The sequence below is a fragment of the Vibrio sp. CDRSL-10 TSBA genome, assembly GCA_039696685.1.
Classification (GTDB): domain Bacteria; phylum Pseudomonadota; class Gammaproteobacteria; order Enterobacterales; family Vibrionaceae; genus Vibrio.
In genome coordinates, this window is sequence record CP155566.1 from 2,033,462 (window position 1) to 2,055,440 (window position 21,979).

A 21,979-nucleotide genomic window follows, 5' to 3' on the forward strand; every position below is an offset into this window, starting at 1 on the left:
TCAGAGCAACTTCACTAAATAAAGCACTCGCTGACGCGGGTGCTTTTTTTGTTTTTGGTGCAATCTGTTTTTGGTGACATCTGCTTTTTGATGAAACCTGTTTTTTGGTAAAAATTGCTTTAAGGTGAAAGAAAAACTCGATAAAACCTGTCTCACTAATTATCTAGCAAAGTATCATTATATATCTGTCAGGTTATCACCATCAGGAGCATGTATGAGTAGCAAGTGGGTTTGGGGAATTCTGCTTATCGGGATTATCTTAACAGTCAGTATTGTATTGGGCCCTTCCCTTACTCTGGAAAATGCCAAATTACAGCAATCATTACTCAATGATTATATTCAGAGCCATTTAATTTCAGCTGCCGCTATTTATTTCTTCAGCTACCTTGTGATCACAGCACTATCTATTCCGGGCGCAGCGGTTGTGACACTGCTGGGGGCCGCTCTGTTTGGTTTCTGGTTAAGCCTGCTGCTGGTCTCATTTGCCAGTACCCTGGGCGCCACACTGGCTTTTCTCAGCAGTCGATTTCTGCTGCGTGAATGGGTGCAAAAGCGATTTGGCGCCAAGTTGGAAACCATCAACCGCGGTATGGAGCGTGATGGCGCTTTTTACCTGTTCTCCTTACGCCTGATCCCGGTGTTTCCGTTTTTTCTGATTAACTTACTGATGGGACTGACAACCATTAAAGCCACCCGCTATTACTGGGTCAGCCAATTAGGTATGCTGCCTGGCACTGCGGTGTACCTGAATGCCGGCACCCAGCTTGCCCAGATTGACTCACTGGCAGGTATCGTCTCGCCCTCAGTGCTGCTGGCTTTTGCTCTATTGGGGGTATTCCCATTGCTAATGAAATGGCTACTCAATAAGCTTCCCCATCGTCGCTCCGATGCCACTTAACCGGATGTATACAGTCTATGAAGATATTCATTGCCGCTAACCCGACCGACGCGCACCTGTTGTGCGAATTACTCAAGCAAGCCGGAATAGTCTGTGATGTACGCGGTGAAGGGTTATTTGGCCTGCGCGGCGAATTGCCGCTCAATGATGATACTGCTCCGTATATCTGGCTCTTTCACCCCGAACAGCGAGAGCAGGCACGAGAAAACTGATTGAAGAATACATACGTCCCGTCGCCGACAGCACAACGAAGGCATGGCGTTGTCACTATTGTGGTGAAATCAATGAAGCGCAATTTGCCCTGTGCTGGCAGTGCGGAAAAGCTGACCAAGAGTAGTGAGTGCAATAATCCTCAGCTCTGTACAAGCGATCGGATGATACTCGGCGAAACAGCAACATGCTGCTGAATAAAACCAATTGAAACCTGATTGAAGTGCTCAGGTTGCTCAACGTTACAAACATGGCCGCAATCAGGTATCTGGTATAATTCACTGTGACGGTGCGCAGCAACCATCTCTTTCACCGGTTCAATAAACATATAATCCTTCTCTCCCATCAAATAGAGAGTAGGAATCGCACTGTCCTTCTGTTTGAAATAGCCCATCAGCGGATTGACATCAGCCGCAAGAGTAAACCAGCGTTTAAACTCTTTCTGACACAACTTTTTCGCTTCACGAATAAATAAATGGCGTGACTCTTTCTGACTGCGATGCGGCATGACAATGTAGGCAAATAAACGATACAGCCACATGTAAGGAATGATGTGCTGGCCGAGGCGTCCGAGCTGAACCAGTATCTGAGAGCGGACATTAAAGCGGGTAACTGCACCGCCCAGCACCATAGACGAAATCCGTTCAGCCGACACTTCAGCGATATTACGTACGATAATAGTTCCCAAAGACATAGCGACAAAGTGAGCAGTGCGGATATGCAGGTGATCCATCACACACAGTACATCCTGAGTCACGGAGTGGAAGGTATAACGGTGAGAGATTAACTCTTTGAGCAATTTGCCGGACTTACCATGCCCGCGCAGATCAATCAGCAATAAGTTAAAGTGCTGCTTATAGGCTTTAATTTGCTTAAACCAAATCGACGAACTGCCTCCGGCACCATGCACAAATACCACCCACTCCGAGCTGGATGGATGCAGATACGTTTTATGGAACAAGATGTTGTCAGACATTAGTAAACAGGCTCAGTTATCACTCGCGCACAGACTACCATAATCTGTGCCCGCGTCAGTCATTCAACACCGATAACTGTACGCAAAATGAGCCATTTGCCATAAAAAAACGGAATGCTTTCACATTCCGTCCATAGACCTTGTCCATTCAAAGCCAGATATCGGCCTTCATCTGCTCCGGATTAATCAAACCGGGCCAGACGATACATTTTGACATATTCCAGCGCCGACTCACTCCAGCTGAAATCGGTGGCCATCGCGCGCTGCTGCACTTTTAGCATCTCATCCGGATGTTGCAGGTAAAACAGTAAAGCACGTTGCATCGTAATCAGCAGAGCTTCAGGTGACGGCTCCTGAAAGCCAAAACCGGTCGCCTCATGCGGATACTTGTCATAATCATGTACTGTGTCTTTCAGGCCGCCAACCTCGCGAACAATAGGCAAAGTACCGTAAGCCATACTGTAGATTTGGTTCAGACCACAGGCCTCAAACTCTGACGGCATCAGGAAGAAATCTGAGCCAGCTTCAACCAGGTGGGCAAATCGATTGCTGTAGGCTTCGACAAACGCAAACTTGTCCGCGTGAGCAGCGGCAATCTTATGCAGCTTAGCCGCAACTTCAGGCTCACCGGTTCCCACAATCACCAACTGCACGTCATTACGCAGGAAACTGCTCAAGAATAGGCAGAATGTAATGGAAACCTTTCTGATGAGTCAGGCGGCACACCATGCCAAACATGGGAATATCGCGTTGCGGTAACTGCAGTTCAGTTTGCAATGCCGCTTTGCTGGCTGCCTTTCCGGCACGCAGTGATACGGCGTCATCGCTGTAGGTTTGCGGCAGGTAATTGTCGGTTTTCGGGTTCCATTCTGAATAGTCACAACCATTCACAATGCCGTGCAAATCACGGGCACGATGGACAAAATCATCAACCAGGCCGTGTGAGCCGAGTGGTGTCAGCAACTCTGATGCGTAGTTCGGGCTAACCGCATTAATCTTATCGGCAAACGCGATACCAGCGCGCAACATGCTGATGTGATCATGACCATATTGCAGAAATTCCATTCCCGATAAATTGAGTTCCGGGATCACTTCCAGCTGATGGTAAGAAAAAATACCCTTGAAAATGGCGTTGTGGATGGTCAGGACACTCTTTACATCCTCAAAATAACCATCATCCTGATAGCGGGTTTTGAGCAAAAACGGAACCAGTCCGGTATGCCAGTCATTGGCGTGGATAATATCCGGTTTGATACCCAGTTTAGGCAGTACGTCCAGGCAGGCGGAAGAGAAGAAACCAAAACGCTCTCCATTGTCCGGATACGCCTGGTTACCTTCAGCATAAAGCTGAGGACGGTCAAAATACTGGTCGCAATCGATGAGGTAAACCGGCACGCCATCGAGTTCACGCTGGCGTACCTGATAACGGATATGCGGCCAATGGGTCAGTTCGGTATCAAGGATCACCGGAGCTGAATCTTTATCTGCAATTGTGCGATAACCAGGCAGTACAATCGCTACCTGGTGGCCAAGTTCAGCCAGTGCTTTAGGCAGTGCCTTAGCGACATCCGCTAAGCCACCACTCTTCACCAACCCTTCGGCTTCTGATACAACAAACCAAACATTAATGTGTTCAAGGTTAGAATCCAACTTTTGTTCCTTTTGCTATGACAACGATCCCCTCGTCGGACACATGGAAACGTTGTCTGTCCAATTCCAAGTCTTCGCCGATGATAGTCCCTGGGGCGATCTCCACATTTTTGTCGATAATGGCGCGCTTAACTGTGCAGCCTGCACCAATTTTCACGTCTCCCAAGATAACAGATTCACTAATGTAAGAGCCAGTGCCAATGTTACTGCGATACCCCAAAACCGACTTATAAATCTTCGAAGCCTGGATGTAGCTACCGCCAGAAACCAGGCTGTCTTTAATGGTGACCTTCTTATCGCCGACATCGACAAAGGTAGCCGGTGGCAGTGGCGGATAATAGGTATGCAGCGGCCAGCTACGATTATACAGGGAGAATGGCGGCTCTTTATCAAGCAGATCCATATGCGCTGACCAGTAAGACTCTATCGTACCCACATCACGCCAGTAGCTGGACTCCTTCTCGCCTTTAATTCTATTGGTAGAAAAGTCATAAACATACACGCCGCCTTCCGGGAACATTTTCGGAATGATGTCTTTACCAAAGTCATGACTGGAGTTTTCGTTCGCGGCATCCTGACGTAATTCGTCGCATAAAATTTCGGTATCAAAAATGTAGTTCCCCATTGATACCAGCGCCCACTCCGGTTCACCCGGAATGGATTTAGGGCATTCAGGCTTCTCTTCAAAGCCAACCATCAGCCCGTCTTCATTGACTTCGATAACCCCGAACGAAGATGCCTGCGAAATAGGCATACGAATCGCAGAAACCGTCATACGAGCTTCCTGGCGACGGTGGTAATCCAGCATCTGACGAATGTCCATTTTGTAGATATGATCAGAACCAAAAATACACACCTGATCTGCTTCCGAGATTTCGACAAAACGCAGGTTCTGATAGATCGCATCTGCCGTGCCTTCATACCAACGTTTGCCATCGCGCATCTGGGCCGGAATGGTATCGATAAAACGGTCACGAATACTGGAGACGTTCCACCCTTTTTTCATATGCAGGTAGAGTGATTGAGATTTAAATTGCGTCAGTACGTAGAGACGCATTATGTCCGCGTTAACGAAGTTATTCAGCGCGAAGTCAATCAATCGGTAACTGCCGCCAAACGGCACGGCAGGTTTGGTTCTGGAAGCGGTCAGCGGCATCAGTCTGGAACCTTCGCCACCGGCTAAAATCATACCTAGTACACCAGTCATTATTATTCTCCATTTTTTGTATTGCGCTCGTCATATCTGAAAGATGGGGGAAGACGGCGTTTTCCTCTCAACCGGTAACATTACAGACAGCTAGCAGATGCGTGGGGAAACGCAAAATGCAACCAGTTGGTTAATCTACTTTATCTAAACCGTACAGGAATACAATTCAAGAATCAGCATTCGCTAATGGAATCTGTTGTTGCGTTTCCAACACCTAATACCGCTCACAAAATAGGGGTTTATTAATACCTAAAAACTAACAATTCCGTTACGGCTTTCGCCTAAAGCGATGAATATTCAACCAGCAGTGTAGGAGTGAAATGTGACAGAGGATACCGTCAAGTGACGATGTTCATAACCAGGTTAGAAAATTGCGACACAAACTCACTTTTACTTGGTACGACAATGATAAAAAAGGCAGCCGATTGGCTGCCTTAGATATGTGTAACGCGCTCGTTAACAATAACTCGTTACTTTGCGTTCTTACGCTTGTCCGTGATTTCCCACTTACCGTCGTTAAACAGTGCGGTCCATCCTGACGGTTTGCCGTCATCCTCAGTACGTACGTAATGCTCTTTACTCTTACGACTGAAGCGGACCACTGCCGGACGACCATCCGGGTCGTGAGTCGGTGCATCGGCCAGATAATGGAATTTCTCTGAAATACGATCTTTGTATTTCGCCAGCTCTTCTACCAACGGCGCACGGGTTTCACGTGATTTCGGGAAGTTGCTTGCCGCAAAGAACAGACCGGACGCACCATCACGCAGCACAAAGTATGCGTCTGAGTTTTCACACGGTAACTCAGGGAAATGGACCGGATCTTCTTTTGGTGGTGCAACTTCACCGTTTTTCAGAATCTTACGTGTGTTCTTACAGGTTTCGCTGGTGCAATCCATGTATTTTCCGAAACGGCCGTTTTTCAGCATCATATCAGAACCACATTTGTCACACTCAACCACAGGGCCATCGTAGCCCTTCACCTTAAACTCACCCTTCTCAACAATGTAGCCGTCGCAGTTCGGGTTGTTACCACACACATGCAGCTTACGCTTATCATCGATAAGGTACGCATCCATTGCGGTTTCACAGATAGGACAACGCTTCTTGGCACGCAGTGCAGCAGTTTCAACGTCTTCTTCCAGAACGTTGATAATGCCCTCTTCATCGCCTAAGTTGATCGTCGTCTTACAACGCTCTTTCGGTGGCAGTGCATAACCGGAACAACCCAGGAACACACCAGTTGAGGCAGTACGAATGCCCATCGGGCGCTCACAGGTCGGACAAAGAATATCGGTCATCACGATATGGTTCGGCTTCATACCGCCGTGATCTTCATCCTGCTCAGCTTGTTCCAGATTGTGGCTGAAATCTTCAAAGAAGTTATCCAGCACACCTTTCCAGTTGGTTTCACCTTCCGCAATCTGGTCCAGTTTCTGTTCCATGCGGGCGGTAAAATCGTAGTTCATCAGATCTTCAAAACTGTCATCCAGGCGGTCGGTCACGATCTCGCCCATCTTCTCTGCGTAGAAACGGCGCTGATCAACTTTGACGTAGCCACGATCCTGAATGGTCGAGATGATGGATGCGTAGGTTGAAGGACGGCCGATACCACGTTTTTCCAGTTTCTTTAACCAGCGCAGCTTCAGTGTAACGTGCCGGCGGCTTCGTAAAGTGCTGTTTCGGATCCAGTTTTTCCAGAGCCAGAGTTTCACCAACCTGTACCGCTGGCAGAATCTGGTCTTCATTTTTACCCAGAGGACGTTGTACGCGAGTCCAGCCATCAAATTTGAGAATACGACCTTTCGCTTTCAGGGTGTACTCGTCCGCTTTAACGCTGACGGTGGTTGAATCGTACTTAGCCGGCGTCATCTGACAAGCGACAAACTGGTTCCAGATAAGTGCATACAGTTTGTGAGCGTCCGCTTCCATCCCTTCCAGGTCTTCCGCTTTAACAGACACGCTTGAAGGACGAATCGCTTCGTGCGCTTCCTGAGCACCTTCTTTGCTGCCGTACACATTCGGCTTGCCAGGCAGGTAAGCATCACCAAATTCACTGGTAATGTAGTCACGTACTGCGTCTACCGCTTCTGAACTCAGGTTCGTCGAGTCGGTACGCATGTAAGTGATGTAACCCGCTTCATACAAACGCTGAGCCAGCATCATGGTTTTCTTAACGCCGTAGCCCAGACGCGTACTGGCCGCCTGCTGCAGGGTTGAGGTGATAAACGGTGCCGACGGTTTACTGCTGGTTGGCTTGTCTTCGCGTTTACACACTTCGTAGCGCGCTTTTTGCAACGCAGCTACCGCAGCCATAGCGTCAGTTTCGTTAGACGGTTTGAAGGCCACACCGTCTTTCTGAGCCACCAGCAGACGGAATGCTTCCTGACTTGGCGTCAGAGTGTCAGCGTGGATATCCCAGAACTCTTCCGGTACAAACGCTTTAATTTCGCGCTCGCGCTCCACCAGCAGTTTTACCGCCACAGACTGAACGCGACCGGCTGATAAGCCTCGTGCCACTTTTTTCCATAGCAGAGGTGACACCATAAAGCCCACCACGCGGTCCATAAAGCGACGCGCCTGCTGAGCATTCACGCCAGCCATGTTCAACTCTCCAGGCTGCTGGAAAGCTTGCTGAATAGCGTTTCTTGGTGATTTCGTTAAACACAACACGTTTATATCGCTCTTCATCGCCACCGATGATCTCACGAAGGTGCCAAGCGATAGCCTCTCCCTCGCGGTCCAAATCGGTTGCGAGATAAACGCTGTCTGCGTCTTTCGCTAACTTTTGCAGTTCGGCAACGACTTTTTCCTTGCCGGGTAGAATCTGGTAATTGGCTTCCCAATCATGGTATGGGTCAATACCCATTTTCTTGATCAGTGCAGCACGGTCCTTCTCTTTCTTCAGGCGTGCTTTTTCTTCCGCACTTAACTCTTTGCTTGAGACAGGTGCAGCTTTCTTTTTCGTCGCCGTGCTTTGACCGGCGGTTGGCAGATCGCGGACATGACCGACACTAGACTTCACAATAAAGTCTTTGCCAAGATATTTATTGATCGTTTTGGCCTTGGCTGGCGACTCCACTATAACGAGTGATTTACCCATAATTTGACTCAAATGTCCTTAATCACTATGCGAACAGTAAATCGCATGACGTTCTACAATATTGCTTCTTTTTTTACTATCGAGCCGAATAAAGAGAAGATCAACAGGTTTTTAAAAAAATCCACTTATTTGCTCGACAAATCGACGAAACCTCACTCGTCGCAGGAAATCCCGCACATACTAAAATGACTTGCGTGGCAGCGCGACTGCAAACAGGTGAAATATGGAACAAATCACAGATTAGTCAAATGCAGCAATCTCATTTTTCCTGTTTTTGATCATGGTATTTGCGTGTCACAACCCTAAACTGGCAACACATGACTACCGAGGAGACCAGTTATGACTAGCAAAACCCACATCAGCGAATTCGATCTGCTGCTCATCGCCAACCAACTGATTCAAGAGCATGAAAGTTACATCGAAGGCATGCGCGCAGACAGTGTGGAAGAGAAAGCCGATGTTCTGGTGTTCAAAGGAAATTACTTTCTCGATTCAAACGGTATGCCGACCGAAAAGACAACAGCGGTGTTCAATATGTTTAAATATCTGGCTCATCAACTATCCAAAGAGTTTACGCTGCAAAAATAATAAAAGCCTCTTAAAGAGGCTTTTATATCAATAGCTTTGTGTAACTATTTTTTAAATAACTTTACTCGGCGTGACTCAGCTGAGCAAACTTATCGAAGTAGTCCGGGAAACGTCTTCGACGTACACTTAGGATCATTGATGGTGACAGGCGTATCGCTCAATGCGACCAGTGAAAAACACATCGCAATGCGGTGGTCATCATAGGTATCGATCGCTGCGTGCGTCAGCTGTGCCGGTGGCGTGATGGTAATGTAATCTTCACCCTCATCCACTATCGCACCAACTTTACGCAATTCTGTTGCCATTGCCGCCAGACGATCTGTCTCTTTCACACGCCAGTTGTAGACGTTACGAATCGCAGTCGTCCCGTTGGCAAACAGTGCGGTAGTCGCAATGGTCATTGCTGCATCCGGAATATGGTTGAAATCTAAGTCAACCGCATTCAGCTCACCACGACGCGCGATAACGTAATCTTCGCCCCATTCAATTTGCGCACCCATTTTTTCTAATGCGTCAGCAAACTGAATATCACCCTGGATACTGTTTTTACCAATCCCGGTCACTTTCACCTGGCCGCCTTTAATTGCAGCAGCAGCAAGGAAATAAGAGGCCGAGGATGCATCGCCCTCAACCATGAAATGACCTGGCGAGACATAAGACTGACCGGCAGGAATCACAAACTGCTGGTAATCATTGTTAACGACCTGCACACCAAACTGCTCCATAATGTGCAGAGTGATGTCAATGTATGGCTTAGAAACCAGCTCACCTTCGATATTGATGGTAATCTGCCCCTGCGCCAGCGGAGCTGACATCAGAAATGCCGTCAGAAACTGGCTGGAGATTGAACCGTCGATGGATACGCTGCCGGCTTGCAGACCTGTACCCTGAATACGCAGCGGCGGATAATTTTCATTTTCCAGATACTCGATTTGAGCACCGGCCTGACGCAGTGCGTCAACCAGATGGCCAATCGGACGCTCTTTCATGCGCGGCTCGCCGGTCAGGATGAAGTCACCCTCGCCCAGACACAGAGCGGCTGCCAACGGGCGCATCGCTGTGCCGGCATTACCTAAAAACAGCTCCTGAACATCAGTGGCGGTAAACGGCTTACCTAATCCTTCCACTTCGCACTCAGTTTTGTCATCAGACAGGCGGTATACCACACCCAACTTAGTCAGGGCGTTCAACATATGACGGATATCGTCACTGTCGAGCAGGTTAGTCAGGCGGGTTGTGCCTTTAGCAAGCGCTGCCAGTAGCAAGGCGCGGTTTGATACACTTTTTGAACCTGGCAGGTTCACTTGTCCGTCAATTTTTGCAATGGGTTGTAAAGTGAGGCTTTCCATTAAAGTTGTGTTTCCTTGCACTGCCGCTACTCCTGTCTTATGCAATGATCGTTACGGCAGTGAAAATTCTTCGTATCCGCAGACTAACCAAAATCACCACCCAGCGCCAGTGTTAATCGGGGCTTTGAAATGAAATTCTGACGGTTTGCACCTGGGTCAGTACATTGTCCGCTATCACGCAGTGTCAAACGCGCCTCACATCTCTTTATCGACCCTCACTCCATCATTAAAATAGAGGATACGCACCCGATCACCGGCGGCAAACAGCATCTGGTTGTCGATGTCCTGGATAACGTCAATCAATTTACCATCCTTGGTCTTAATCAGGATTTCGACCAGGCGGTATTCAACCTGATAACTCTGATCGCCCTGATGGCGAACGATACCCGCTCCGGCGATAGCACCAACTGCTGTCGCAACCTGTCGTCCGTGCCCGTCACCGAAACTGATGGCCAATCAAACCACCGACGACGGCACCAAGCAGGGTTTCCCAACCATTAGCCTTAGAATGGACAATGTCCTGCTGAGAGATGTAACGTACTGTATCGACAGTCCCAAACACCACCTCATTCACCGGTCTTGCCTGATTTCGCTGATAGGCAGCATTGGCAAAGAGAGGAAAAATCAATAAGATCCAAATCCACTTGTTCATGTTTTTACTCCTGTCGGGTTCTTGATTACCGGAAAACGCATACTATGACGATTTATCTCACCGAGTTAGCCAGGGATGACTTTAGTTTTCCATCCCCCTACCTTGCTCTGCAAGAGCCAAACGGCCTGCTGGCTTTTGGTGGCGACCTGCACCCAAACCGGATTCTTAACGGCTACCAGAACGGTATATTTCCCTGGTATGGCCCGGGTGAACCGATTTTATGGTGGAGCCCGTCTCCTCGCGCTGTGTTTGATCCTAAGACATTCAACGCCGCCAAAAGTGTGAAAAAATTTCAACGTAAGCACGCTTATGCCGTCAGTATTAATCACAATACCGCTCATATCATTGACATGTGTGCAGCAGTGCGCACACCTGAAGAAACCTGGTTGAATGACGAAATGCGTCAAGCTTATAAGCAACTGGCGCGTCAGGGACATTGCCATTCCGTTGAAGTGTGGCACAACCAGCAAATTATTGGTGGCCTGTACGGCATTCAGGTCGGCAGACTATTTTGCGGCGAATCGATGTTCAGTCTTAAACCGAATGCCTCCAAGATAGCACTATGGCATTTCTGTCACCATTTTGCCGCTCATCAGGGCGAACTGATTGACTGCCAGGTCATGAACCCTCACCTTAAATCATTGGGTGCAAAGGAGTTATCCCGAGACAATTTCATGGATTTGTTGCTATCTTTAAAGAAACAGGACGTAAGCAAACGTTGTTTTGAGCCCCAGTGGCTGCCTTGTCCGGCGCAAACAACGACTGAGGAATAAACATGAGCTCTGAGCTGCAAAACATTCGTATCGGATTGACCAGTAATCACCCGTGCAGTTACCTCAAAGATCGCATGGAACGTGTCGCTGTCGCTATCGACAGCCAGATGCAGTCTGCCGAAAACTATGAAATTCTGCTGGCAAACGGATTCCGTCGTAGCGGTGATACCATCTATAAACCCCATTGTGATGCATGCAACGCTTGTGAAGCTCTGCGAGTCTCAGTCAGCGACTTTGTACCATCCAAAAGCCAAAAACGCCTGCTCAGCAAGATGCGCAGTGAATTTTCGTGGCAACTTAAACAGAATTTGGATAAAAACTGGTTTAGTCTCTATTCGCGCTATATCAAAGCACGTCACCGCGATGGTACCATGTACCCACCACGTAAAGATGAATTTGATAAATTTGCCCGCTGCGCCTGGTTAGATACCCGCTATTTGCATATATACCATCAGGATAAACTGGTGGCGGTCGCAATAACCGATATCCTTCCCCACAGTGCCAGTGCGTTTTACACCTTTTTCGATCCGGACCATCCGCTGTCGCTGGGCACGTTGGGCGTGCTGACCCAGTTGGAGCTGTGTAAGCAGCTGGATAAACAGTGGCTTTATCTGGGATATCAAATTGATGAATGTCCGGCAATGAACTACAAAGTGCGTTTCCGACGTCATCAAAGGCTAGTAAATCAGCGTTGGCAAGGGTAGAATACTGCCCAACTTTACATATTGTTTAATTAGCGGCAGAATGCGGCCGTTAATATTTGCCTAATTTCTAAAGAGGATTAAATGGCTAAAGAAGACGTAATTGAGATGCAAGGTACGGTCCTTGATACTCTTCCAAACACAATGTTCCGCGTTGAGCTAGAGAAACGGTCACGTAGTGACTGCTCACATCTCTGGTAAAATGCGTAAGAACTACATCCGTATCCTGACGGGTGATAAAGTGACTGTAGAGATGACACCATACGACCTGACAAAAGGGCGCATCGTCTTCCGTGCTCGTTAATCATTGATTTTCGAATGCAACAAAAACGGAGCTTTATGCTCCGTTTTTGTTTTTCGGGCCTCCTGTTCCCTTTCCCCTGCTCGACTTGGCCGCTTGTCGAACCTGAGAGTTCCTTGCATGCTTACGATGCCGCTCTGCAAAGAGCAGGCAAACAGGTAACCTGGACGACTCACACAAAGCGGTAATACGTGTTGTGTTCTGTGCGACTTGAATTGGCAAGCAAATCGAACAAACTGCCCAGATCCGAAAGACAAAAAAGCGCACTGAATTCAGTGCGCTTTTTGCATTTATTGAAAAGACTCAGCGGGTCTCAGACGGGTGAATCAGTGAACCACTTCTTCGCGGGTTCCCATGTATTCAAACGTCAGGTTATCGTCACTCAACGCAACTTTTACTGTGCCGCCATCAACCAGTGAGCCGAACAACAATTCGTTCGCCAATGGTTTTTTCAGTTTATCCTGAATAACACGGCCCATTGGACGGGCGCCCATTTCACGATCATAGCCCTTCATTGCCAACCAGTGACGCGCATCTTCGGAGACTTCCAAAGACACTCCACGTGCATCCAGCTTAACCTGCAGTTCGACAATAAATTTGTCGACCACCTGATGGATAACACGTTCATCCAGACTGTTGAACCAGATGATGTGATCAAGACGGTTACGGAATTCAGGGGTGAACACCTTCTTAATTTCCGCCATCGCATCGTGGCTGTGATCCTGCTGGATCATACCGATCGATTTCTTCACGGTTTCTGCCACACCGGCGTTGGTTGTCATCACCAGGATCACATTGCGGAAATCCGCTTTACGACCGTTGTTGTCCGTCAGAGTACCGTTATCCATCACCTGCAGCAGCAGGTTAAAGATATCCGGGTGAGCTTTCTCAATCTCATCAAGCAGTACCACCGAGTGAGGGTGCTTAATCACCGCATCCGTCAGCAAACCGCCCTGGTCGAAACCAACATAACCCGGAGGCGCACCAATCAGGCGGCTCACAGAGTGGCGTTCACCGTACTCAGACATATCAAAGCGCAGCAGTTCAATACCCAGCAATTTAGACAGCTGAACTGTGACTTCCGTTTTACCGACACCGGTCGGACCGGCGAACAGGAAGGAAACCGACCGGACGATTGTCCGAGCCCAGCCCTGCACGGGTTAACTTGATGGATTCGGTCAGAACGTCAATCGCATTATCTTGTCCGAATACCAGCATCTTCATCTTACGATCCAGATTTTTCAGGATGTCTTTATCAGAAGACGAGACTGATTTCTCCGGAATACGCGCCATTTTTGCGACCATGGCTTCAATTTCAGCCACACCGATGGTTTTCTTACGACGACTGGCTGGCAGCAGGCGGATTCGCGCTCCGGCTTCGTCAATCACATCGATAGCCTTATCCGGCAAGTGACGCTCATTAATGTATTTCGCCGACAACTCAACAGCCGCACGCAGAGCCTTGTTGGTATAACGGACATCGTGGTGCGCTTCGTATTTTGGCTTCAGCCCCATCAGAATCTTGGTGGTGTCATCCAAAGATGGCTCTACCACATCAATTTTTTGGAAACGGCGCGATAACGCACGCTCTTTCTCAAAAATGTTGCTGTATTCCTGATAAGTCGTCGAACCGATACAACGCAGTTTACCGCTGCTCAGCAGAGGCTTAATCAGGTTAGCGGCGTCAACCTGGCCACCGGATGCTGCACCCGCACCAATGATGGTGTGGATTTCATCGATAAACAGGATAGCGTCTTTCTCTTTTTCCAGTTGTTTAAGAATCGACTTGAAGCGTTTCTCAAAATCGCCGCGGTATTTCGTACCCGCCAGCAGAGAGCCGATATCCAGCGAGTAGATCACGCTGTCTTTGATCACTTCAGGCACCTGGCCTTCAACGATACGCCATGCGAGACCCTCAGCAATAGCCGTTTTACCCACACCGGCCTCACCCACCAACAGCGGGTTGTTCTTGCGGCGGCGGCACAGAACCTGAGTGGTTCTTTCCAGCTCTTTGTCACGACCAATCAGCGGGTCAATCTTACCTTGCTTGGCCAGATGGTTGAGATTGGTGGCAAAGCTTTCCAGACGTTCGTCTGCGCTGACCTCTTCACCGCTCTCGGTACCGAAAGAATCGGATGAAGAGTCTTCGCCGGAGCTGGACGCTTTGGTGATGCCGTGTGAAATGAAGTTAACAATATCCAAACGGCTGATGTCGTTTTTCTTCAGCAAGTAGGCTGCGTGAGACTCTTGCTCACTAAAAATGGCGACCAGAACATTAGCTCCGGTCACTTCACTGCGCCCGGATGACTGAACATGGAAAACGGCACGCTGCAAAACTCGCTGAAAACTCAGCGTTGGTTGTGTCTCACGCGTCTCGTCATTTTCCGGAATGAGGGGCGTCGTTTGATCGATGAATGTATCCAGCTCACGACGTAATGTGTCGATATCAGCCTGACACGCCAGCAGTGCTTCCTTCGCGGCATCGTTTTCCAACAATGCGAGTAGGAGGTGCTCGACGGTCATAAATTCATGTCTTTTGTCCCGCGCTCGAGCGAACGCGCCATTTAGACTCGACTCTAGTTCTTTGTTAAGCATAAGGCCTCCTTAAGGAACAACCACATCGTCGTCGCAAGTTCTAAGCTTGCTCCATGGTGCATAGCAGTGGGTGCTCATTTTCCCTTGAGTACATTGTCACCTGTGCGACTTTCGTCTCTGCAACCTCTGCAGTAAATGTGCCACAAATTGCTTTACCTTCGTAATGCACCTTGAGCATTACCTGTGTCGCTCGTTCTATATCCATCGAGAAAAAACGTTCCAGGATTTCGATGACAAAGTCCATCGGTGTGTAATCGTCGTTGTTTAACAATACGTTATACATAGCCGGTGGCTTGATCCCTGTTTCTTCTCGCTCCAGTAGTTTCTGAGCCCGGAGACACCCATTCAAAGTTTTTGCTCATGACGGCCGTTATTCAGACTGTTTCTCAAATCAATAACCCATTCAGTCCCATTCACAACACGGTTTCATAACCTAACATGCTGTCACTTCAGGTGAAAAACAACCCTTAATTAGAGACTAATGCAGCAATTGTATCGCTGCAAATAAAAGATTGCTATTCAGTGCCATCACACATGCATTTGAACAAAAAGCAACCACCAATATGCAAACAAACTCACAATATGCTTCGCTATTTGCAACTGTCAAAATTATCAAATTAGCAACTTGCCATTAACAAATTGTAAATCACTCACCAACATGTGCCATAAGTTTGAGTTGCGTACTACCAATAGTGATTTACTTATAAAACTACATATCTTTATACGGTTTTCCTATTGACTGTGTTCAATCATTGACTACATTGGTCAAATAGTGACTAAAAATTTGGCAGCGGCTAAATGGCTATTCACTACTTGGAGATCTCACGACGATGGAGAATAAGTGAGTTTCTCTTAAACAACATCAGTAACGAAAATGCATGAGGGATGTAAAGCATGGCTACAGGTACAGTTAAATGGTTCAACAACGCCAAAGGATTTGGATTTATTTGTCCGGAAGGTGAAGACGGAGACATTTTTGCCCATTACTCAACGATCCAGATGGATGGCTATCGGACGTTGAAAGCGGGCCAGACAGTATCGTATGAAGTTGAACAAGGACCTAAAGGTTACCACGCCAGCAGCGTTGTGCCGATTGAGGGTCAACAAGCAAAATAATCGCTGCCAAAAGATGATAGATATTTTGTTCGGTAAGCGTTACCGACTGCCGTAAAAAGTAAACCCGCCTTGTGGCGGGTTTACTTTTTTTACATCTGAGCGTTTGCTGCAGCGGAGTCGTTACCCACATGTGAGTAACGGTTACTTGTATATAAGTCACGACTCCGTGTCAGTCATTACGCACGATCGATGATGCTGTTCAGAGTCGCACTCGGACGCATAACAGCGGATGCTTTTTCAAATACCGGTGCATAGTAGCCACCCAGGTCAACACTTACACCTTGTGCGCTGTTCAACTCAGCAACGATACTTGCTTCGTTGTCTTGCATCTGTTTCGCAATTGGTGCGAACTCTGCTGCCAGGTCCGCATCTGCAGTTTGCTCAGCCAGAGCTTGTGCCCAGTACATAGCCAGGTAGAAGTGGCTGCCACGGTTATCCAGTTCACCGACTTTACGTGACGGAGACTTGTTGGTATCCAGGAAACTGACCGGTCGCTTTGTCCAGTGCATCAGCAAGTACTTGTGCTTTAGGATTATTGCTGACTTCGCTCAAGTGCTCCAGCGACGCAGCCAGAGCCAGGAATTCACCCAGTGAATCCCAACGCAGGTGGTTCTCTTTCTCTACTTGCTGAACGTGTTTAGGCGCAGAACCACCAGCACCGGTTTCGAACAGACCGCCACCGTTCATCAAAGGAACGATAGACAGCATTTTCGCTGAGGTACCCAGTTCAAGAATCGGGAACAGGTCAGTCAGGTAGTCACGCAGAACGTTACCAGTGACAGAGATAGTATCCAGACCCTCTTTAATGCGAACCAGAGAGTACTTAGTCGCTTCGATTGGTGACAGGATCTTGATTTCAAGACCAGCAGTGTCGTGCTCAGGCAGGTACTGGTTCACTTTCTTAATCAGCTCTGCATCGTGTGCGCGAGCTTCATCCAGCCAGAATACCGCTGGTGCACCCGTTGCACGAGCGCGGGCCACAGCCAGTTTAACCCAATCCTGGATCGGTGCATCTTTCACCTGACACATACGGAAGATGTCGCCAGCTTCAACGGCTTGTTCCAGCAGCACGTTACCCGCAGCGTCAACAACGCGTACGCTACCTTCAGCGTCGAGGATGAAGGTCTTGTCGTGTGAACCGTATTCTTCCGCTTTCTGCGCCATCAGGCCAACGTTTGGCACGCTGCCCATCGTGGTTGGGTCGAATGCACCATTTTCTTTACAGAATTCGATAACAGCCTGGTAAACACCTGAGTAGCAGCGATCCGGGATCAGTGCTTTGGTGTCTTTTTGTTTACCATCCGGGCCCCACATCTGGCCGGAAGAACGAATCATGGCCGGCATAGATGCATCAACGATGATGTCACTTGGTACATGCAGGTTGGTGATGCCACGGTCAGAGTCAACCATCGCCAGTGCAGGCTGGGTTTCATAAACGGCTGCGATCGCCGCTTCGATCTCATTGCGCTGCGCTTCTGGCAGAGTCTGGATCTTCGCGTATACATCGCCCAGGCCGTTGTTCACATCTACACCCAGCTGTTCGAACAGCTCGCCGTATTTAGCAAACACATCTTTGTAGTACACTTTGACCGCGTGACCGAAAATCACCGGGTCAGAAACTTTCATCATCGTCGCTTTCATGTGCAGAGACAGCAGTACATCCTGGCTCTTCGCTTCGGCGATCTCTTTCTCGAAAAACTCAACCAGAGCTTTCTTGTTCAATACTGTGGTATCGATGATTTCTTTATCTTGCAGCGCAAATGGCTTTTTCAGCACTTTGCTTGAACCATCTTTACCGACAAATTCAATTGAAACCTGAGTGGCTGCATCAACAGTCAGTGACTTTTCGCTGCCGAAGAAATCTTTGTCGTCCATGCTTGCGACATGTGACTTAGAATCTGCAGACCAGGCACCCATTGAGTGCGGGTTCTTCTTCGCATAGTTTTTCACTGAAGCCGGAGCACGACGGTCTGAGTTACCTTCACGCAATACAGGGTTTACCGCACTACCTTTGATTTTGTCGTAAGTTGCTTTGATCGCTTCTTCTTCGTAAGTGCTTGGCTCATCTGGGTAGTTAGGAAGGCTGTAGCCTTTTTCCTGAAGTTTCTTTGATGGCTGCACGCAGCTGAGGAACAGATGCAGAGATATTTGGCAGCTTGATGATGTTCGCTTCTGGAGTCTGAGCCAGGTCACCCAGTTCAGCCAGCGCGTCACCGATACGCTGGTCTTCTTTCAAGTGCTCAGGGAAGTTGGCAAGAATTCGGCCTGCTAACGAAATGTCACGCGTCTCAACGTTGATACCTGACGATGCTGTAAATGACTGAATGATTGGCAGCAATGAGTAAGTGGCAAGTGCCGGAGCTTCGTCAGTGATGGTGTAGATAATTGTAGGTTTTTCTGTAGGCATGAACTTTCCCTATTTGTTCTAACAGCGCAATGAATTGCATCACACTGTGTGAATGTCCGTACTCTGTTGACCCCTCCTGCCCAGCAGGAAGCGCCGTCCAACCAGGGTACGATAATCCCACTTTTTCAAGTCTCGGTCTTCAAGTCCCGGGCCGGACACGATGAATCTGTGCGTCCGTCTAATACCCAATCGCTTTGTCGCTGCTTTGATGCCGACGCCGCGCTCCCTGTCCTCAATTCCATACAACTCAATTCCATACAATAAGTTGCTTTTGAGGGCCGATGCGCTTCTGGTCTGACAGCAGATCCAATGACTTGGGATACAGTCCGTGAGTGAAGGCAGTTATAATTAAACAAAACTAAGATAATAGTCTATCATCTTGTTCGTCATTACTGTTTTCGGGCGCGCAAATAATAGCTTAAATCCGTCCGTCTGGAAACTTTGAAATACAAGTCATTCACATTTTTGCAAGGTACTTAACATGTCATCCCGCTCGCCGCGAGCTTCTGCTACCTCAACACACGGCGCCCCAAAGCCGCATTTTAAACGAGCAAAATCTTCCGATTCTGTACGTGGTGCCAAGAGTCCACAACGTCGTCGCAAACCCGCAAACGGGCCACGCACACATGCCGATAAGCCAAGAGTGTCTCCTCAAGACCGTAAAGTCGTGATCTTCAATAAGCCGTTTGACACGCTGAGTCAGTTTACCGACGGTGAAGGGCGTAAAACTCTGGCGGATTTTATTCCGCTCAAGGACATTTATGCCGCCGGTCGCCTTGATCGTGACAGTGAAGGACTGATGGTTTCTGACTAATGATGGCATTTTGCAGGCCAGGCTGACTCAGCCGCAGTCTAAATCGCCGAAGACCTACTGGGTGCAGGTGGAAGGCGCCCCGCAAGAGCAAGATCTGGAACAGTTGCGACGCGGAGTCACGCTCAAAGATGGCCCGACGCTGCCTGCAAAAGTGGACATTATGACCGAGCCCAAACTCTGGGATCGCCATCCGCCGGTGCGCTTTCGTGCCGCAATCCCGACCACCTGGCTGGCCATCACCATCATCGAAGGACGTAACCGTCAGGTGCGCCGCATGACTGCACATATCGGCTTCCCTACCCTGCGCCTGATCCGCTATTCCATGGGTGATATTGTACTCGGCGACCTGCAGCCCGGAGAATGGAAAGAGATTTCACTTTAAACGGTGAGTGAAATGGAGCAACCCAATAATACAAAACGCCCTTAAAGGGCGTCTTGCATTAGGTCGTACTGGGGTATGACTCAGCGTTACTTGTGGCGCTCTTTGAGCTTATCGATCACATCACTCATGGACAGGCCCTGATCCTGCAGCAACACCAGCAGGTGGTAAATCAGGTCAGCCGATTCACAAATCAGTTCCGCCTTATCGCCCGACGTCGCCGCAAGCGCGACTTCAACACCTTCTTCGCCCACTTTCTGCGAAATACGTTTGGTACCACGCGAATATAAACTGGCGGTGTAAGAGGACTCTGGGTCGGCACTCTTGCGGGAAGCCAGTAGCTGCTCAAGTTGATGAAGCCACACCATTTGTGACTCCTCTTGCGAGTCGCCATCCCAGCAGGTCGTGGTACCGGTGTGACAGGTCGGACCGATTGGATTAACTTTAACCAGCAGCGTGTCCTGGTCACAATCCAAAGCGATATTTTTCAGTTGTAACACATTGCCCGAAGTTTCACCCTTGGTCCAAAGACGCTCTTTGGTGCGTGAGAAAAACGTCACCTGCTCAGTTTCCAGCGTCTTTGCCAGAGCGTCCTGGTTCATGTAACCCATCATCAGCACCTGGCTGGATGCGAAATCCTGGACAATTGCCGGTACAAGACCATCGACCTTTTCCCAGTTAATTCGGTCTGAGAGCTCTGTCAGGCTTGGTACTGCTTGGCTCATAGTCTTACCTCGATCTCTTGTTGTTTTAAATACTGTTTCAGCTCACCGATATTGATGATCTGTTTGTGGAATACCGACGCTGCCAGGGCACCATCGACATTAGCCAGCTTATAAGCATCGGCGAAATGCTCCATCGCACCAGCACCGCCGGACGCGATCAAAGGCACTTTACACACAGAAACGCACCATATTGAGCTGGTCAAGGTCGTAACCATTACGCACGCCGTCCTGGTTCATCATGTTCAGCACGATTTCACCGGCACCACGTTTCTGCACTTCCTGCACCCAATCTTTGGTTTCCCATTGGGTTGCTTTGGTGCGCGCTTCATCACCGGTAAACTGATACACCTGGTACTTACCGGTCTCTTTATCAAAGTAAGAGTCGATACCCACCACGATACACTGCACGCCGAATTTATCCGCCAAATCCGTGATCAGCTGCGGATTAGCCAGAGCCGGAGAGTTAATCGACACTTTATCCGCGCCGAATTCCAGAATACGTGCAGCATCTTCTGCTGATTTGATGCCGCCGGCAACACAGAAAGGAATATCAATCACCTCTGCCACACGAGACACCCAGCTTTTGTCCACCACGCGGCCGTCACTGGATGCGGTGATATCGTAAAATACCAGCTCATCCGCGCCTTCTGCGGCGTAACGTTGTGCCAACGGGACGATATCGCCGATGATTTCGTGGTTACGGAACTGAACGCCCTTCACCACCTGACCATCACGAACATCGAGACAAGGGATTATGCGTTTTGCCAACATGCGAACGCCTCCTCTGCGGTAAATTTACCATCCAGCAGAGCGCGACCTACGATCACGCCCGCGACGCCGGTGTCTTTCAGTGCTTCAATATCCGCCAGGCTACCGATACCGCCTGAAGACTGGAACTGAACCTGTGGATACTGTTTACACAAGTCAACATACAGGTCAACGTTCGAGCCTGCCAGCGTGCCGTCACGGGAAATATCAGTACACAGCACGTGTTTGAGACCGACCGTCAGGTAATCATCAATCAGGGCTTCAATGGTCACACCTGAATCTTCCTGCCAGCCGGAAATCGCGACTTTACGTACACCGTCAGCATCGATATTGATGTCCAGCGCCAGAACAATCTTCTCTGCGCCGTATTTGCTCATCCAGCCTTTGACCAGTTCTGGTTGCTTCACAGCGGTAGAGCCGACCACAACACGCTGTGCACCGGCTTCCAGCAAATCAATCACGTCTTGTTCACTGCGCACGCCACCACCAATCTGGATGTTAGCCGGAGTGCTGGCCAGCAGTCTGGCAATCAGGTCAAGCTGACGTGCCGTGGTATCTTTGGCACCAGTAAGGTCAACCAGGTGCAGCCAGTTCGCGCCAGCCTGGTGATACAGGTTGAACTGCTCTGCAGGGTCCACTTTATATTCGGTGACCTGGCCGTAATCGCCCTGATACAGACGTACCACCTGGCCTTCAATTAAATCTAATGCGGGAATGATCATCACTATTCCTTATTAAGGCCTGATAACAGTCACCAGGCACTCATC

Annotated in this window: 9 protein-coding genes and 11 pseudogenes; 8 read left to right on the forward strand and 12 right to left on the reverse strand. The window is 48.9% G+C overall.

From position 1 onward, the window contains the following. Positions 1–214: 214 nt before the first annotated feature. Together ABDK09_16955 and ABDK09_16960 are read left to right on the forward strand one after the other, a co-directional pair. A complete protein-coding gene (locus ABDK09_16955) occupies positions 215–898 on the forward strand; it encodes a TVP38/TMEM64 family protein (GenBank protein XAW88721.1) in 684 nt (227 codons plus the stop codon). A 17-nt stretch (positions 899–915) separates the two neighbouring features. Then, positions 916–1,235: pseudogene (locus tag ABDK09_16960) on the forward strand (DUF2007 domain-containing protein). A gap of 15 nt (positions 1,236–1,250) precedes the next feature. On the opposite strand, the gene ABDK09_16965 reads toward ABDK09_16960, so the two are convergent. The 4 genes and pseudogenes from ABDK09_16965 to topA all read right to left on the reverse strand — a co-directional run bounded on the left by ABDK09_16965 (position 1,251) and on the right by topA (position 8,044). Next, a complete protein-coding gene (locus ABDK09_16965; GenBank protein ID XAW88722.1) occupies positions 1,251–2,084 on the reverse strand; it encodes an alpha/beta hydrolase in 834 nt (277 codons plus the stop codon). A gap of 182 nt (positions 2,085–2,266) precedes the next feature. After that, positions 2,267–3,734 (reverse strand): annotated as a pseudogene (glgA, locus tag ABDK09_16970) (glycogen synthase GlgA). Continuing rightward, positions 3,724–4,941 carry a glucose-1-phosphate adenylyltransferase gene (glgC, locus tag ABDK09_16975; GenBank protein ID XAW88723.1) on the reverse strand — a complete coding sequence of 406 codons (1,218 nt, stop codon included), beginning with the start codon at positions 4,939–4,941 and terminating at the stop codon, positions 3,724–3,726. Before glgC ends, glgA begins: the two are co-directional and overlap by 11 nt. Positions 4,942–5,411: 470 nt before the next feature. After that, positions 5,412–8,044, reverse strand: a pseudogene (gene topA / locus ABDK09_16980) (type I DNA topoisomerase). Between the two features lie 339 nt (positions 8,045–8,383). Between topA and ABDK09_16985 the strand changes: the two are divergent. Beyond that, positions 8,384–8,632: a YciN family protein gene (locus ABDK09_16985; protein XAW88724.1), complete on the forward strand. Its 249-nt coding sequence runs from the start codon at positions 8,384–8,386 to the stop codon at positions 8,630–8,632. Positions 8,633–8,693: 61 nt separating this feature from the next. Here ABDK09_16985 and aroA read toward each other — a convergent pair. Together aroA and ABDK09_16995 are read right to left on the reverse strand one after the other, a co-directional pair. Continuing rightward, a pseudogene (aroA, locus tag ABDK09_16990) lies at positions 8,694–9,981 on the reverse strand (3-phosphoshikimate 1-carboxyvinyltransferase). A gap of 195 nt (positions 9,982–10,176) precedes the next feature. After that, positions 10,177–10,633: pseudogene (locus tag ABDK09_16995) on the reverse strand (glycine zipper 2TM domain-containing protein). Between the two features lie 44 nt (positions 10,634–10,677). On the opposite strand from ABDK09_16995, the gene aat reads away from it, so the two are divergent. From aat to infA, 3 genes and pseudogenes are all read left to right on the forward strand, one after another. Next, the gene (gene aat / locus ABDK09_17000) at positions 10,678–11,406 is read left to right on the forward strand and encodes a leucyl/phenylalanyl-tRNA--protein transferase (protein XAW88725.1); all 729 of its coding nucleotides are present in this window, start codon (positions 10,678–10,680) and stop codon (positions 11,404–11,406) included. Between the two features lie 2 nt (positions 11,407–11,408). Next, positions 11,409–12,110, forward strand: a complete 702-nt coding sequence (locus tag ABDK09_17005) for an arginyltransferase (protein XAW88726.1) — start codon at positions 11,409–11,411, stop codon at positions 12,108–12,110. An 81-nt stretch (positions 12,111–12,191) separates the two neighbouring features. After that, positions 12,192–12,411, forward strand: a pseudogene (infA, locus tag ABDK09_17010) (translation initiation factor IF-1). Positions 12,412–12,734: 323 nt separating this feature from the next. Here infA and clpA read toward each other — a convergent pair. After that, a pseudogene (gene clpA / locus ABDK09_17015) lies at positions 12,735–15,003 on the reverse strand (ATP-dependent Clp protease ATP-binding subunit ClpA). A gap of 40 nt (positions 15,004–15,043) precedes the next feature. Further along, positions 15,044–15,365 (reverse strand): annotated as a pseudogene (clpS, locus tag ABDK09_17020) (ATP-dependent Clp protease adapter ClpS). Between the two features lie 532 nt (positions 15,366–15,897). On the opposite strand from clpS, the gene cspD reads away from it, so the two are divergent. Next, positions 15,898–16,119 (forward strand): cold shock domain-containing protein CspD, encoded by a 222-nt coding sequence (gene cspD / locus ABDK09_17025; protein XAW88727.1) that lies wholly within the window; start codon positions 15,898–15,900, stop codon positions 16,117–16,119. Positions 16,120–16,295: 176 nt separating this feature from the next. Here cspD and ABDK09_17030 read toward each other — a convergent pair. Further along, a pseudogene (locus tag ABDK09_17030) lies at positions 16,296–18,526 on the reverse strand (NADP-dependent isocitrate dehydrogenase). Positions 18,527–19,007: 481 nt separating this feature from the next. Here ABDK09_17030 and ABDK09_17035 point away from each other — a divergent pair. After that, positions 19,008–19,722: pseudogene (locus ABDK09_17035) on the forward strand (pseudouridine synthase). Positions 19,723–19,808: 86 nt separating this feature from the next. Here the strand turns inward: ABDK09_17035 and hisIE are convergent. The 3 genes and pseudogenes from hisIE to hisA all read right to left on the reverse strand — a co-directional run bounded on the left by hisIE (position 19,809) and on the right by hisA (position 21,934). After that, on the reverse strand, positions 19,809–20,444 hold the full coding sequence (hisIE, locus tag ABDK09_17040) for a bifunctional phosphoribosyl-AMP cyclohydrolase/phosphoribosyl-ATP diphosphatase HisIE (protein XAW88728.1): 636 nt from the start codon (positions 20,442–20,444) through the stop codon (positions 19,809–19,811). Next, positions 20,441–21,215, reverse strand: a pseudogene (hisF, locus tag ABDK09_17045) (imidazole glycerol phosphate synthase subunit HisF). The gene hisIE and the pseudogene hisF overlap by 4 nt, the downstream one beginning before the upstream one ends. Beyond that, complete coding sequence (gene hisA / locus ABDK09_17050; GenBank protein ID XAW88729.1) at positions 21,197–21,934, reverse strand: 1-(5-phosphoribosyl)-5-[(5-phosphoribosylamino)methylideneamino]imidazole-4-carboxamide isomerase; 738 nt, start codon at positions 21,932–21,934, stop codon at positions 21,197–21,199. The pseudogene hisF and the gene hisA overlap by 19 nt, the downstream one beginning before the upstream one ends. Between the last annotated feature and the right edge of the window lie 45 nt (positions 21,935–21,979).